Origin of the sequence: Streptomyces yokosukanensis, from assembly GCF_001514035.1 — a bacterium.
Lineage (GTDB): Bacteria > Actinomycetota > Actinomycetes > Streptomycetales > Streptomycetaceae > Streptomyces > Streptomyces yokosukanensis.
The window spans coordinates 202877-215479 of record NZ_KQ948220.1 but is presented as its reverse complement, the minus strand read 5'-3'; the positions used below and the strand labels follow the sequence as shown (position 1 = coordinate 215479).

At 72.3% G+C, this 12603-nt stretch carries 10 protein-coding genes; 5 read left to right on the top strand and 5 right to left on the bottom strand.

The features are described 5' to 3' along the window. Positions 1-25: 25 nt before the first annotated feature. Together AQI95_RS32945 and AQI95_RS32940 are read right to left on the bottom strand one after the other, a co-directional pair. Positions 26-574 (bottom strand): HD domain-containing protein, encoded by a 549-nt coding sequence (locus tag AQI95_RS32945; RefSeq protein ID WP_067132409.1) that lies wholly within the window; start codon positions 572-574, stop codon positions 26-28. A gap of 149 nt (positions 575-723) precedes the next feature. Then, the gene (locus AQI95_RS32940; protein WP_067132408.1) at positions 724-1524 is read right to left on the bottom strand and encodes an SCO4651 family lipoprotein; all 801 of its coding nucleotides are present in this window, start codon (positions 1522-1524) and stop codon (positions 724-726) included. A gap of 221 nt (positions 1525-1745) precedes the next feature. Between AQI95_RS32940 and AQI95_RS32935 the strand changes: the two genes are divergently transcribed. The 3 genes from AQI95_RS32935 (at position 1746) to AQI95_RS32925 (ending at position 7453) form a co-directional block, all read left to right on the top strand. Continuing rightward, the gene (locus AQI95_RS32935) at positions 1746-3200 is read left to right on the top strand and encodes a benzaldehyde dehydrogenase (RefSeq protein ID WP_067132466.1); all 1455 of its coding nucleotides are present in this window, start codon (positions 1746-1748) and stop codon (positions 3198-3200) included. 486 nt (positions 3201-3686) lie between these two features. Continuing rightward, positions 3687-5450, top strand: coding sequence for an endonuclease/exonuclease/phosphatase family protein (locus AQI95_RS32930; RefSeq protein ID WP_067132407.1), 1764 nt, complete (start codon positions 3687-3689; stop codon positions 5448-5450). A 29-nt stretch (positions 5451-5479) separates the two neighbouring features. Beyond that, positions 5480-7453, top strand: coding sequence for a phosphocholine-specific phospholipase C (locus AQI95_RS32925; RefSeq protein WP_067132404.1), 1974 nt, complete (start codon positions 5480-5482; stop codon positions 7451-7453). 56 nt (positions 7454-7509) lie between these two features. On the opposite strand, the gene AQI95_RS32920 is transcribed toward AQI95_RS32925, so the two are convergent. Together AQI95_RS32920 and AQI95_RS32915 are read right to left on the bottom strand one after the other, a co-directional pair. Next, positions 7510-7848, bottom strand: a complete 339-nt coding sequence (locus AQI95_RS32920; RefSeq protein ID WP_067132400.1) for a GNAT family N-acetyltransferase — start codon at positions 7846-7848, stop codon at positions 7510-7512. A 105-nt stretch (positions 7849-7953) separates the two neighbouring features. Beyond that, on the bottom strand, positions 7954-8943 hold the full coding sequence (locus tag AQI95_RS32915; protein WP_067132398.1) for a pirin family protein: 990 nt from the start codon (positions 8941-8943) through the stop codon (positions 7954-7956). A 316-nt stretch (positions 8944-9259) separates the two neighbouring features. Here AQI95_RS32915 and AQI95_RS32910 point away from each other — a divergent pair, with 316 nt between their 5' ends. Together AQI95_RS32910 and AQI95_RS32905 are read left to right on the top strand one after the other, a co-directional pair. Further along, positions 9260-10438, top strand: a complete 1179-nt coding sequence (locus AQI95_RS32910; protein ID WP_425264936.1) for an MFS transporter — start codon at positions 9260-9262, stop codon at positions 10436-10438. A 114-nt stretch (positions 10439-10552) separates the two neighbouring features. Continuing rightward, complete coding sequence (locus tag AQI95_RS32905) at positions 10553-11422, top strand: LysR family transcriptional regulator (RefSeq protein ID WP_067132392.1); 870 nt, start codon at positions 10553-10555, stop codon at positions 11420-11422. A gap of 146 nt (positions 11423-11568) precedes the next feature. Here the strand turns inward: AQI95_RS32905 and AQI95_RS32900 are convergent, their stop codons facing one another. Next, positions 11569-12573 carry an NADPH:quinone reductase gene (locus AQI95_RS32900; protein ID WP_067132390.1) on the bottom strand — a complete coding sequence of 335 codons (1005 nt, stop codon included), beginning with the start codon at positions 12571-12573 and terminating at the stop codon, positions 11569-11571. Positions 12574-12603 lie beyond the last annotated feature (30 nt).

Here is a 12603-nt window from a genome sequence, read left to right as displayed (position 1 = left end):
TAGGGAGTGTCGTTCGGATCATCCCCTAACGGCCGGCGGCGACCCGCTCCGCGACCGGTCGCCACGACTCCAGCGGAGCCACCGCCAGGCCCACCACCTTGCCCGCGTCGTCGGCACGGCGCAGGGCGATCGCCCCCGGGAAGTCGGGGTCCGCCTCGAAGGCCGCCATTTCCTGTGCGGTCATGGGGCCGCCCTGGCAGCCGAGTGTGCGGGCGCTCTCGGCGGACAGCACAAGCTCCGGATCGGCGGCCGCGAGATAGCGCTTGGCCGGGATGTGCGCGGCGACGAGACGGGCGACCCTCGGCCCCAGCAACGCCTCGACCGCCTCCGCCGCGTGGCTGCCGTGTCCCGCTTCGTCGGCGGGCACCAGATGGTGGCCGATGTCGTGGACGAGCCCGGCCAACTGCAGTTCCTCGTCGCCCGGGTGGCTCACGGCGAGCAGGGCGGCCACCTGGAGGCCGTGGTCCAGGATGTCCACCGGGTCACCGGAGCGGTCCGGCGTGTCCCAGACGTCCTCGCAGTCGGCCAGCAGGGCCATGAGCGCGTCCACGGACTGTATACGGTCGTACGTCATGGGGCCACGCTGCAGCACTGAGGCGTACGGAAGGTGACGGCAACCTGTACGGACTGCGCCACAGGCCCTAGGTGCAGGTGGTCCTGGCCGCGGGTGTGCCCGGGCTCAGCCGGAGGTGTGCGTGTGTCCGGCCGGAGACGGCGGACGGTTCAGCCGCTGAGCACCCCGCTCATGCCGGTGAGCGGGACCGTGACGGCCGGCCGGGGCGTCTTCACCGGCACCGGTGCACCGAGCTTCGACAGCCCCATCGTCACCTTCACCCCGCCGGCCGCCAGGTTCAGGGTCGTACGGATCTGCACGAGCCGCCCGCGGCCGTCGACCCAGGCATCGGCGAAGACGGGCAGGTCGTATCCCAGGATGTCCCGGGCCTGGTCCATCTTCGAGCGCACCTCGTCGGCCATCCTGAGCGTGAGGGTCTTGTGGTCGAGCATGCCTCGGTAGTGCACGGCACGGACGCCGTGGACGCTCTCCTCGCCCTCGACGGAGACGCGGCGCATCGCGGAGATCTGGCGCAGGACGTGCTCCGGGTCGTTGGCCGGGGCCCGCAGGGCGTAGTGCGCCTGGGTCCTGTCCCGGGGCACGACTCCCCACGCCTGGTCGTCGAGGTTGGCGATGCCCCGGACGTAGACCTTGCCGTTCGCGAAGGTCTCGTCGATGTGCGAGATGCCGCCGTCCGGGAAGTCGACGGCGAGGGAGCCCCGGTCATGGCCGAAGTCGAACCCTCCGGCGACGGTGAGTGCGTACGTCTGCCCCGCGCCCGTGATCTCGATGCGCTCGCGCAGCCGGGCGGTGCCGGTACCGGTCCTGGCGACGGCCGCGCGCACGGCGGCGCCGGGGGCGGGGGCGGACGAGGCGGCCTTCGGCTTCGCCTCACCGGCGCTGCCGTCCGTCGCGGCACAGCCCGCACACAGCAGGGCGGCAACGGCGGCCAGGGACAGGGCACAACGCATCGGCTCTCCATGAAGAAGTCGCGAATGAGCACGGCGTCAGATGCGTCGTTCGATGCGTTCTGCGTGGCTCGGCATGGGGGCGCCGCCGGTGATCGGCCGACGCACCTCGCGAGATGACTTTACTATGATCTTACTGTGTGATTGCTGTGCTGTTGCCCCGGGCCATGGTCACGGCCGCGGACCAGGCGCCGATGCGCAACGTGTCGGCGGAAGGGGATCCGATGACACTCCTCGACAGCGACGTCTGGAGCAAGAAGCTCTTCGGTGACGGCTGGACGGACGCCGCCCATGAGCAGCCGGTGACCGAGCCGGCGACCGGGGCCCGGCTCGGCACCGTCGGGCTCGCCACGGCCGAGGACGTGCGCCGCGCCGCCGCCCGCGCCGCCGAGGCGCAGGAGTCCTGGGCGGCCGTCGCTCCGCAGGAGCGGGCGGCCGTACTGCGCCGCGCGGGCGAGCTGTTCACCGAGCACGCCGGCGAGATCGAGGAGTGGCTGGTGCGCGAGGCGGGTTCCGTACGGGCCAAGGCGGGTTTCGAGGTGCAGCTGGCGCTGGGCGAGTGCTTCGAGTGCGCGGCGCTGCCCACGCATCCGCAGGGCGAGGTGCTGGCCTCCGGCGACGCGCGCTGGTCGCTCGCCCGACGCCGCCCGGCCGGCGTGGTGAGCGTGATCGCGCCGTTCAACTTCCCGCTCGTCCTCGCTCTGCGCTCGGTGGCGCCCGCGCTGGCGCTGGGCAACGCGGTGCTGCTCAAGCCCGATCCGCGCACCGCGGTCGGCGGCGGTGTCGTCGTGGCGCGGGTCTTCGAGGAGGCCGGACTGCCCGCCGGTGTGCTCCATCTGCTGCCCGGCGACGGCTCGGTCGGCCAGGCGGTCGTCGAGGCGCCCGAGGTGCGCGTCGTCTCCTTCACCGGATCCACGCCGGTCGGACGGGCGATCGGCGAGCGGGCCGGCCGTCTGCTCAAGCGGGCCCACCTCGAACTCGGCGGGAACAACGCCCTGGTGGTGCTGCCCGGGGCGGACGCGGGGAAGGCCGCCTCGGCCGGGGCGTTCGGTTCGTGTCTGCACCAGGGGCAGATCTGCATGACGACCGGCCGCCACCTCGTGCACGAGTCGCTCCTGGACGCGTACACGGCCGCGCTCACGGCGAAGGCCGAGGCGCTGGCCGTGGGCGACCCCGCCCGGGAGGACGTGGCGCTCGGGCCGCTCATCGACCGGCTCCAGTTGGAGCGGGTGCACGGCATCGTCACCGACAGTGTCGCGGCGGGTGCCACGCTGGCCGCGGGCGGCGAGATCGTGGGCGCCGGGTACCGCGCCACCGTACTGACCGGACTCACCGCGGACATGCCGGCGTGGCGCGAGGAGATCTTCGGGCCCGTCGCGCCCGTCCTCGGCTTCTCCACGCCGGAGGAGGCCGCGCGGATCGTCAACGACTGCGAGTTCGGGCTGTCCGTCGGCATCCTCGGTGACGTCGGCGAGGCGATGAGGCTCGCCGACCGGATCCACTCCGGCAAGATCCACATCAATGAGCAGACGGTCGGCGACGAGCCCAACGCCCCCTTCGGCGGGGTCAAGGCGTCCGGCACCGGGTCCCGATTCGGCGGAGCCGCCGCCAACATCGAGGCCTTCACGGAAACACAGTGGGTCACCGTGCGGCCGGACATCGCCGACTATCCGTTCTGAACCGCCCGTTCCGAACCGCCCGTTCTGAATCACTCGCACTGAACCACCCGTTCTGAATTATTTCGCCCGAACACCCGCTCCGCGCCCCTTCCCCCCAACACACACGCGTCCGGGCTCGGCCCGTGCCACCACCGCCGTGGAGGCTCGACTGTGCACAGCACGGCTTGAGTTGGCGTCACCTGTGAAGGGTCCCGAAGCCTCCGGGAGCACGCCACGGAAGTACACGGTCCGGTTGCCTCCGCGGGGTGCGGCGGGGTGCGGATATCCAGAATTCTTGCTGGTCAGCCGACATTTCGAGAGCGAAGACCGGTCGCGCCGCACGCGCTGGGCACTCTCAGATTTCCGTATCCGGTCCAGCGGACGGCCACCCCTCGTTCACGGGGAAGTCGCCGGGGGACGGCTTGCTTGGAGCACAAGTTATCTAGACAACTTTGCTCATCCGGGTGCCGCCACGGTGGTGCTCGGGGCGGAGAGGACCCAACCCCCGTGTCATCCCTCTCACAAGCCGCCGCGTCCGGGAACACCCTCGCGATCGCCTCCCCGGCGCACCCCCAGCGCGGTGACAAGCTGACCTTCACCTGGACGACGGACGCACCCGACCCCAAGAACTGGATCGGCGTCTACGCGGGCGACAAGCAGCCCGGCAGCGGCACCAGCTCCCTGGTGTGGACGTACGTGGCGGACGCCACCGGGCAGACGACCCTCGACACCTCCGGCCTGGGCGACGGGCCGTACACCGCCTATCTGCTGGCCAAGGACGGCTACGGCGTCCTCGCCAGGACGGAGCCGTTCAGCTTCGCCGGCGCACCCACCGGCGACTCGGTCACGCTGACGACGCCCGCCCCGCACGAGGGCGACAAGGTCTCCTTCCACTGGACGACGGACTCGCCCGACGCGAAGAACTGGATCGGCGTCTACGACGGCGACCGGCAGCCCGGACACGGCTCGTCCCTCGCCTGGCAGTACACGGCCGGTGCCGCCGGCGACATCACCATCGACACCTCCGGGCTCAGCGGCGGCCCGTTCACCGCCTATCTGCTGGCCAAGGACGGTTACGGCGTCCTCGCCAAGACGCAGCCGTTCTCCTTCCTGGTCCGCCCCGTGATCCCGCGCCCGCACGCGGTGGTGGACGCCGTCACCACCGCGCCGCAGACCGCGGGCGAGGGCTTCTCGGCGAAGCTGGGCGGGCTGTGGATGCGGCCCGAGGGCAACGCGGCGGGCACCGCGGCCTTCAAGCGGGTCGCGGGCGACTCATGGCTGTCGGTCGCCGCGGACGGCACGGTCAGCGGCAAGGCCCCGCTCTTCGCCCCGCGCACGCCCGGCCGGATCGTGGTCGCCGTCACCGACAGCGCCGTCGGCTCCGACACCGTCACGGTCCAGGTGCCCGTGCGCGCCTCCCGGGACCGGCTGCGGCTGAAGGTCGCCACGCTGAACCTCTGGGACGCCGGTACGCACGTCGACGGTTTCCTGGAGAAGCAGCTTCGGCTGGTGCTGACGCAGGGGCTGGACGTCGTAGCGCTCCAGGAGTGCGGCGACAGCGGCGCGCAGAAGCTCGCCGCGGCGCTCGGCTGGCAGGTGCACCAGGCCGGCGGGCTGGGCATCGTCAGCCGCTACCCGCTCAGCGACGTCGTCGCCCCGACCGAGGCGCTGCCGGCCGCCGCGGCGACGTTGCAGCTGCCCGGCGACCGGCCGGTGCGGCTGTGGACGGCTCAGCTGGACGAGGCCGACTACGGGCCGTACGCGCTGCTGGCGGGCCGCACGCCCGCACAGGTCGAGGCGGCGGAGAAGGACACGAAGCGCTACCGGCAGGCGCAGGCGCTGGTGGCCGCGCTGCGGCCCGAACTCGCCACCCGCACCCCCCTCGTGCTGGCGGCGGGCCTCGCCTCGCCCTCGCAACACGACTGGACGAGCCGTACGGCGTCCGCGCACGCGGGCGTGGGCCGGGTCCGCTGGCCCGTCACCGAGGCCCTGGAGAAGGCCGGCCTGGTCGACGCCTTCCGCGAGGACCGTCCCAACCCGGTGAAGGAGCCCGGCAACACCTGGTCGCCCGTCAGGCCGCAGCGCGAGAACGGCGGCGCGGAGCCGCAGGACCGGATCGACCAGATCCAGTTCGCGGGGCGGCTGAAGGTCATCGAGGCGCACACCCTGTGCACCGGCTGGCCCCGCCCGGTGCCGAACACGGGCGACAACGCCTGGCCCTCCGACCACGCGGCCGCCGTCGTCACCTTCTCCCTGCCCGCCCGCGGCTGACCCCCGACGAACCGAAGGACCTCTCTCCCATGACCCCCCTGCCCGAGATCAGTCGCCGCTCCTTCATCGGCACCGCCGCGGCCGGCGCCGCCATCGCCGCCGGCATACCCGGCACCGCCGAGGCCGCGGGCGCCCGCCACGGCAGCATCGCCGACGTCAAGCACGTCGTCATCCTGATGCAGGAGAACCGCAGCTTCGACCACTACTTCGGCACCCTGAGCGGCGTCCGCGGCTTCGGCGACCGTCAGGCGACGGTCCTCTCCAACGGCGACTCCGTGTTCCGCCAGCCGGACAGCGGCCGCAAGGAGGGCTACCTGCTGCCCTTCCGCATGGACACCACCAAGTACAACGCGCAGAACGCGGCCGGCCTCCCGCACGACTGGGACACCGGTCACACGGCCGTCAACGGCGGCGCCATGGACAAGTGGGTGCAGGCCAAGGGCGAGCACACCATGGGCTACTTCACCCGCGAGGACATCCCCTACCAGTACGCCCTCGCCGACGCGTTCACCCTCTGCGACGGCTACCACTGCTCGCTGAACGGCCCCACCGACCCCAACCGGCTCTACCTGTGGACCGGCACCGCCGGCCCCGGTGTCGACGGCACCACCGGTCCCTGGACCGACAACACGCCGGTCACGAACAATCCGGTGGCCGACTGGACGACGTACGCCGAGCGCCTGGAGAAGGCCGGCATCACCTGGCGCGTCTACCACAACCCGGACGGCTCCGACGACCGGAACGGCGACTACGACGACAACGCGCTGTCGTACTTCAAGCAGTTCCACGCGTTCCCCAAGGACGACCCGCGGTACATCAACGCCATGACGAAGTGGGACCTCACGGCGTTCGACAAGCACTGCAAGGACGGCACCCTGCCCACGGTCTCCTGGCTGGTGGCGCCGTACCTGTTCTGCGAGCACCCGAACGCGAGCCCCGACTACGGCGCCCACTGGGTCGACACCGCCCTGCAGTCGCTGTTCTCCAACCCCGACGTGTGGAAGCACACCGTCTTCCTGCTCATGTACGACGAGAACGACGGCTACTTCGACCACGTCATCCCGCCGTCCCCCGAGCCGGGCACCAAGGACGAGTTCGCGAACGGCAAGCCCATCGGCCTCGGCAGCCGGGTGCCGCTGTGGGTCGTCTCGCCGTGGTCGCGCGGCGGCTGGGTCAACTCCCAGGTCTTCGACCACACCTCGGTGCTGCGCTTCCTGGAGCGCGTCACCGGCGTGCAGGAGCCCAACATCTCGGACTGGCGGCGCACCGTCTGCGGCGACCTCACCAGCTGCTTCGACTTCACCAAGCCCGACTACAGCGTTCCCGGACTGCCCGACACGGTCGCGCTGATGGCCAAGGCGGACGCCGGCGACTCGCTGCCGGCGGTGAAGATCCCGGACCAGCAGTCGATGCCCGAGCAGGAGAAGGGCACACGTCCGCACCGCGCGCTGCCGTACCGGCCGTGGGCCGATGTGCGGGTCGACCGGGCCACCGGCAAGGTCACCTGCACCCTCACCAACGACGGCAGCGTCGGCTACCACTTCACCGTGCTGCCGAACGTCGCCCAGCCCTTCACCGGCACGCCGTTCACCGTCGCGGCGCGCTCGTCGCGCACCTACGTGTGGGACGCCGCCGACACCGACGGCCGCTACGACTTCTCCGTGTACGGCGCCGACGGGTTCGTCCGCCGCTTCTCCGGCACGGTCGTCCGCGAGGGCCAGGACGACGTGGCGGTGCCGTCGGTGACGGCGGCCCTGCGGCAGTCCGGGCGGCCCGAGCAGGCGTCGGTGGAGCTGGAGCTGCGCAACGCCGGCGGTTCCGAGGTGGCCTTCACGATCACGCCGAACGACTTCGCGGGCAAGGAACGCACCGTGTGGGTCCGGGCCGGCGAGCGCACGCGGCTGACGTGGCGCACCGACGAGGGCCGGTACGACCTCACGGTCACCGCGGGCACCGGCACGCGCTTCGCCCAGCGGTACGCGGGCACCGTACACGCGGGCTGAGCCGCGCCGGGCGGGACCGTGCGGTGCCTCGCACGGTCCCCCTGTCATGCGCCCGGTCAGCCCTGCCGGGCGTCCAGCCACTCCAGGACGTCGGGGGTCACGCCGTCGGTGATGTCGGCGAACTCCTCGTGCTTCTTCAGGAACTTGGCCACGTACGGGCAGACGGGCACGATCCGCTTGCCCGACCGGCGTACGTCGGTCAGGGCCTCCTGAACCAGGTGGGAGGCCAGGCCCTGGCCGGCGAAGGCGTCGTCGATCTCGGTGTGGTAGAAGACGCGCTGTTCGCCGCGGTCACGGTAGGCGGTCAGTCCGGCGCGCTCGCCGTCGACCAGGATCTCGTACCGGTGCTTGTCGTCGTTGCGCTCGACGGTCGGAGCGGAGGAAGGCTGGGTCATCGGATGCCTTTCGGATGAGGGTCTCTCAGGTGCCGGACGGATGGCCTGCGACGCATCGTCCGGCGGCCGGTGGAGCGTCGGGCGATCGGTGGAGCGTCGGGCGGATCAGCGGCGCGGGGGATTCCCGCGCGGTGTGATGACGGCGTTGGGCAGGGCGGGGGCGGGCAGCCGCTCCCCCGGATACCCTTCGACGGCGCCGAACCGGTCGGAGGCGTTCTGCCAGTCGTCCCGGGCCTTGGCGATGTCCTCGTGGCTGCGACCGATGAAGTTCCACCACATGACGATCTCCTCGTCGAACGGGGTTCCGCCGAGCAGCACCGTCCGTGCGACGTCGTCCGACTCGTTCGTCACCGTCAGGGTGTCGACGCCCGGGGGTACGTACCCCAACTCCGCCGGGGCGAGCGGGGCGTCGGCGAGACGCACCCGCCCCTGGTCGACCAGAAGGCCGTGTTCGAAGCCGGGGTCCACGGCGAGCGTGAGGCTCGCGCGCGGCCCGAGGACTATTTCCGCGCCGAGCAGGGGCGTGAAGGTGCGCACCGGGGAGACGCTGCCGGCGAGGGAGCCGAGGAAGACCCTGATCTCGGCGCCGTCGATCGACACGGGTTCGGGTGCGTGGTGCTGGAAGTCCCGCTCCGCGGCGCGGTGTTCCTCGGGCAGCGCCACCCACAGCTGCACACCGTGCAGGACGGTGGTCCGCGGGGTGGAGACCTCGGAGTGGCTGATGCCGTGTCCGCCCGTCATGAGGTTCAGCTCGCCGGGGCGTACGTAGGCATGGCTGCCCATGCTGTCGCGGTGCTCGATCTCCCCGGTGAACAGCCAGCTCACCGTCTGCAGCCCGGTGTGCGGATGCGGGGCGACGTCCATGCCGCCCGTCTCCGAGACGTCGTCGGGGCCGTAGTGGTCGGCGAAGCACCAGGCGCCGATCAGGGTGCGGGAGCGCTGCGGCAGGGTCCGTCGCACGGTCATCGCCCGAGGGCCGCCCAGGGGCACCTCGCGCGCGGTCAGGACCTCGACCGGCGCCGTCCCGGCCGGCCGGTCGCCGTCCGTCTCGCCACCGCACCGCAGTTGCGCGGGCTTCGTCTCGACGTTGCTCACGGTGAACCGCCTCCCCAAAAGATTGTTCTAGGTTCAACTATCACTCGATGACCGTAGATCGTCAACTGAAGCTTCCCACGGCGATCTGCCGGAGAGATGACTGATATCCGTGACCATCGCCGTGGAGAGGGAAGCAGCGGGGCCGGGCCGTTGCTTGTGCCTGGTGAGAGCGGCAAGGACGCCGCTCGATCGTCGACTGGCTTTTCCGCCGAGCCGGACCGTCCGGCTCCCCGCTCCGAAGAAGGTCCCCGTGCCCCAGTCATCCGAACTCCGGACCTCCTCCCAGGGTGCGACCGGCGCCGCGCCCGCACACGGTGTGCCGGGCCGGCTGATCGTGCTGCTGGCCGTCGCCTGCGGCATGACGGTCGCCAACCTGTACTACGCCCAGCCGCTGCTCTCCTCGCTGCGCGACGTCTTCCACCTCAGCACGGCGGCCGCGGGCTCACTGATCACGCTCACCCAGGTCGGCTATGTGATCGGCATGCTCTTCCTGGTCCCGCTCGGCGACCGGCTGGAGAAGCGGAGCCTGGTCATGGCCCTGCTGACGGTCACCACGGCCGCCCTGGTGGCGGCCGGACTCGCCACGAACTTCCCCATGCTGCTGATCGCGTCCCTGGTCAGCGGCGCCACCTCGGTCGTCGCCCAGATCCTCGTCCCGTTCGCCGCGAGCCTCGCCCCCGACCACGCCCGCGGCCGGATCGTGGGCCGGGTGATGAGCGGCCTGCTCACCGGGATCCTGCTCTCGCGCACCCTCAGCAGTCTGGTCTCCGACCTCGCCGGCTGGCGCGTGGTCTACCTGGGCTCCGCCTTCCTCATGGCCGCACTCGCCCTCACCCTGCGCTCGACGCTGCCCCGCCAGGCACCCACCACGACCATCCCCTACCTCCGCGTGCTGCACTCCACGCTCCAGCTGATACGCGTCCATCCCGCGCTGCTGCGCCGCGGCCTGTACCAGGCGGCGATGTTCGGCGCCTTCAGCGCCTTCTGGACCACCATCTCCTATGTCCTCACCGGCCCAGGGTTTCACTACTCCCCCATCGGCGTCGGTGTCTTCGCCCTCGTCGGAGCCGCCGGCGCGGCCGTGGCCCCGTTCGCCGGGCAGTGGGCCGACCGCAAGCTGACCCGGCCCATGACCGGCGCCGCGTTCGTCCTCGCCGCGCTCGCCTTCGCCCTCGCCGGGCTCGGCCGGCACCACATCGTGCTGCTCGCCCTCGCCGCCGTCCTGCTCGACATGGCCGTCCAGGCCACCCTCATCCTCGGCCAGCACACGGTCTACCAGCTCGATCCGCACGCCCGCGCCCGTCTCAACAGCGCCTTCATCGCCACCTTCTTCCTCGGCGGCGCCCTGGGCTCCCAGCTCGGCTCGCTGACCTTCCACTCCGGCGGCTGGACGGCGGTCACGGCCCTCGGCGCGGCCCTGCCCGTCCTCGCCTTCCTGTACTGGCTCACCGAGCATCGCAAGGCGGACCGCGGCCTCGCCCGCGCCTCGGGGTGAGGCCGCGGCGGCGCGCGCGGCTCCGGGTGAAGGCGCCTCCCGGCCGCCGGCCCCCATACCATGCAGCGGAGATCACTGTCCTTCGCACGGACGCTGCGTCATCGGGAGCGGATGATGGACCTGCGGCAGATGGAAGTCGTCGTCGCCGTGGCGGACGCGGGCGGGTTCACGGCGGCGGCACGACGGCTGCACCTGGTCCAGTCCGCCGTCTCCGGCACGGTCCGCGCGCTCGAACGCGAGCTGGGCACCCCGCTGTTCACCCGGACCACCCACCGGGTGGCGCTCACCCCGGCCGGGGAAGCGTTCGTCCCCGCGGCCCGCGCGGCACTGCGCGCCGCCGAGCTGGCCCGCGAGGCGGTCGACGCGGCCAAGGGAGAACTGCGCGGGCGGGTGACCGTCGGCATCATGCAGGGCGTCTGGGCGGGACTGCACCACGCCCTGGCCGCGCTGCGCTCGGAGCACCCGGGGGTGGTGGTCCAGCTGCGCCAGGCCGCGGTGACCGACATCCGGCAGGCCCTGCGGGAGGGCACGGTGGACCTGGCGGTGGTCGCGCTGGACCGCCAGCAGCAGCGCGGGCTCGTGACCCGGCTGCTGTCCCGCGAGGAGCTGGTCCTGGTCGCCTCGCCGCGCCGGCACCTGGCCACGATCACGGCCGAGGGCACCGTCGAACCGGACGCGGTCGCCGGGTTGCCCCTGGTCGACTTCACCCCGGGCTGGGCCATCCGCCACGCCGTCGACCGGGCCTTCCGCGCGGCCGGCGTCGAGCACACCACGACCTTCGAGGTGAACGACATCGTGGCCGCGTCCGAGCTGGTCCGCAACGACCTGGGCGTCTGCGTCATGCCCCCGTCCATCGCCGACCGCTTCCCCGACCTGGCGACCTATCGATTCGCCCGGCACGCTCCGACCTGGAAGGTGATGGTGGTACGACCGCACGGCGAGCCGCCCGCCGCCGTCGCGGCGCTGCTGCGGCACATCACCTGAGGAGCGACCGCGCCGTCACATCGCCCGACGAACGCCTCGCGCCGTCGGCGCCCTGTGCCGGGCGACGAGGCGAGTGCCTCGACGTGCGGCGCCGGCGCCGGCCGACGTGCGCATCCACGCCGGTCCGGTCGCGGCCCGCCTCCGGTTCACCGCGGTCCTTCGGCCAGCGGTGCGCGGTCCGTGCGCAGGACGGCGCGCCGTCCGCGCAGTTCGCCCCGCTCGATCCGGGCGTGCACGTCGGCCGCCGCGCTCAGCGGCAGGACCTCGATGCTGCGTGCGCGCAGAGCGCCCTGGGCGACCAGGTCGTTGAGGCAGGCGGCGGCCTCGGCGAGTTCGCCGGACGTCGCGTGGGAGATCACGAAGCCCACGACGGACCGGTCGTTCATGTAGAGGGCCCCGGCGGGCAGCACGGGACGGGTCCCGGCGCCGGCCATCAGCACCACCCGGCCCCTGCGGGCGAGGAGTCCGACCGTGCTCTGCAGGTCGTTGACGCCCGCCGTGTCCAGGTGCAGGTCGATCCCCGAGGGGGCGGCCCCGCGGATCTTCCCGGTCAGGTCCGGATCCCGGTAGTCGAACACCTCGGCGGCGCCCAGCCGCACACAGTACGGTGCGTCCTGCGAGCCGGCCGTCGCGAGGACCCGGGCGCCGGCCCGTACCGCCATCGTCACGAGGGCGCTGCCGACATGGCCCGCGGCACCGGCGACGAGCACGGTCTCACCCATGCGGAGCCGGCCGTGGACGAACAGCGCCAGGTAGGCGGTCGCCGCCGGATGGACCACGGCCACCGCGGCGTACGGGTCGACTCCCGCGGGCAGGCGATACAGCCGGTCGGCCGCCACCACCGCCTGCTCCGCCGCCGCGCCCTGGCGCCCTCCGTGCCCGAGGCTGTTGCACCAGACCCGGTCGCCGGCACGGAAGCCGGTGGCGCCGGGCCCCGCCTCGGCGACCGTGCCGACCAGGTCACGGCCCACGACGAAGGGGAAGTCGACCGGGGTGGGGAACAGCCCCGACCGGACGAAGGTGTCCACCGGATTGACCGTGGTGGCCAGGACGTCGACCAGCACATCGGTGGGACCGGGCCGGGGAGCGGCGATCTCGCCGTACCGGATGACGTCCGCGGCCCCCAGCTCTTCGATGTAGGCGGCACGCATGGGCTCACCTGCCTCCGGACGCACCCGCAC

Excerpts from the sequence above, each read along its gene's own strand:
- AQI95_RS32945 (WP_067132409.1), bottom strand. The coding sequence starts at position 574 with ATGACGTACGACCGTATACAGTCCGTGGACGCGCTCATGGCCCTGCTG.
- AQI95_RS32940 (WP_067132408.1), bottom strand. The coding sequence starts at position 1,524 with ATGCGTTGTGCCCTGTCCCTGGCCGCCGTTGCCGCCCTGCTGTGTGCG.
- AQI95_RS32935 (WP_067132466.1), top strand. The coding sequence starts at position 1,746 with ATGACACTCCTCGACAGCGACGTCTGGAGCAAGAAGCTCTTCGGTGAC.
- AQI95_RS32925 (WP_067132404.1), top strand. The coding sequence starts at position 5,480 with ATGACCCCCCTGCCCGAGATCAGTCGCCGCTCCTTCATCGGCACCGCC.
- AQI95_RS32920 (WP_067132400.1), bottom strand. The coding sequence starts at position 7,848 with ATGACCCAGCCTTCCTCCGCTCCGACCGTCGAGCGCAACGACGACAAG.
- AQI95_RS32905 (WP_067132392.1), top strand. The coding sequence starts at position 10,553 with ATGGACCTGCGGCAGATGGAAGTCGTCGTCGCCGTGGCGGACGCGGGC.
- AQI95_RS32900 (WP_067132390.1), bottom strand. The coding sequence starts at position 12,573 with ATGCGTGCCGCCTACATCGAAGAGCTGGGGGCCGCGGACGTCATCCGG.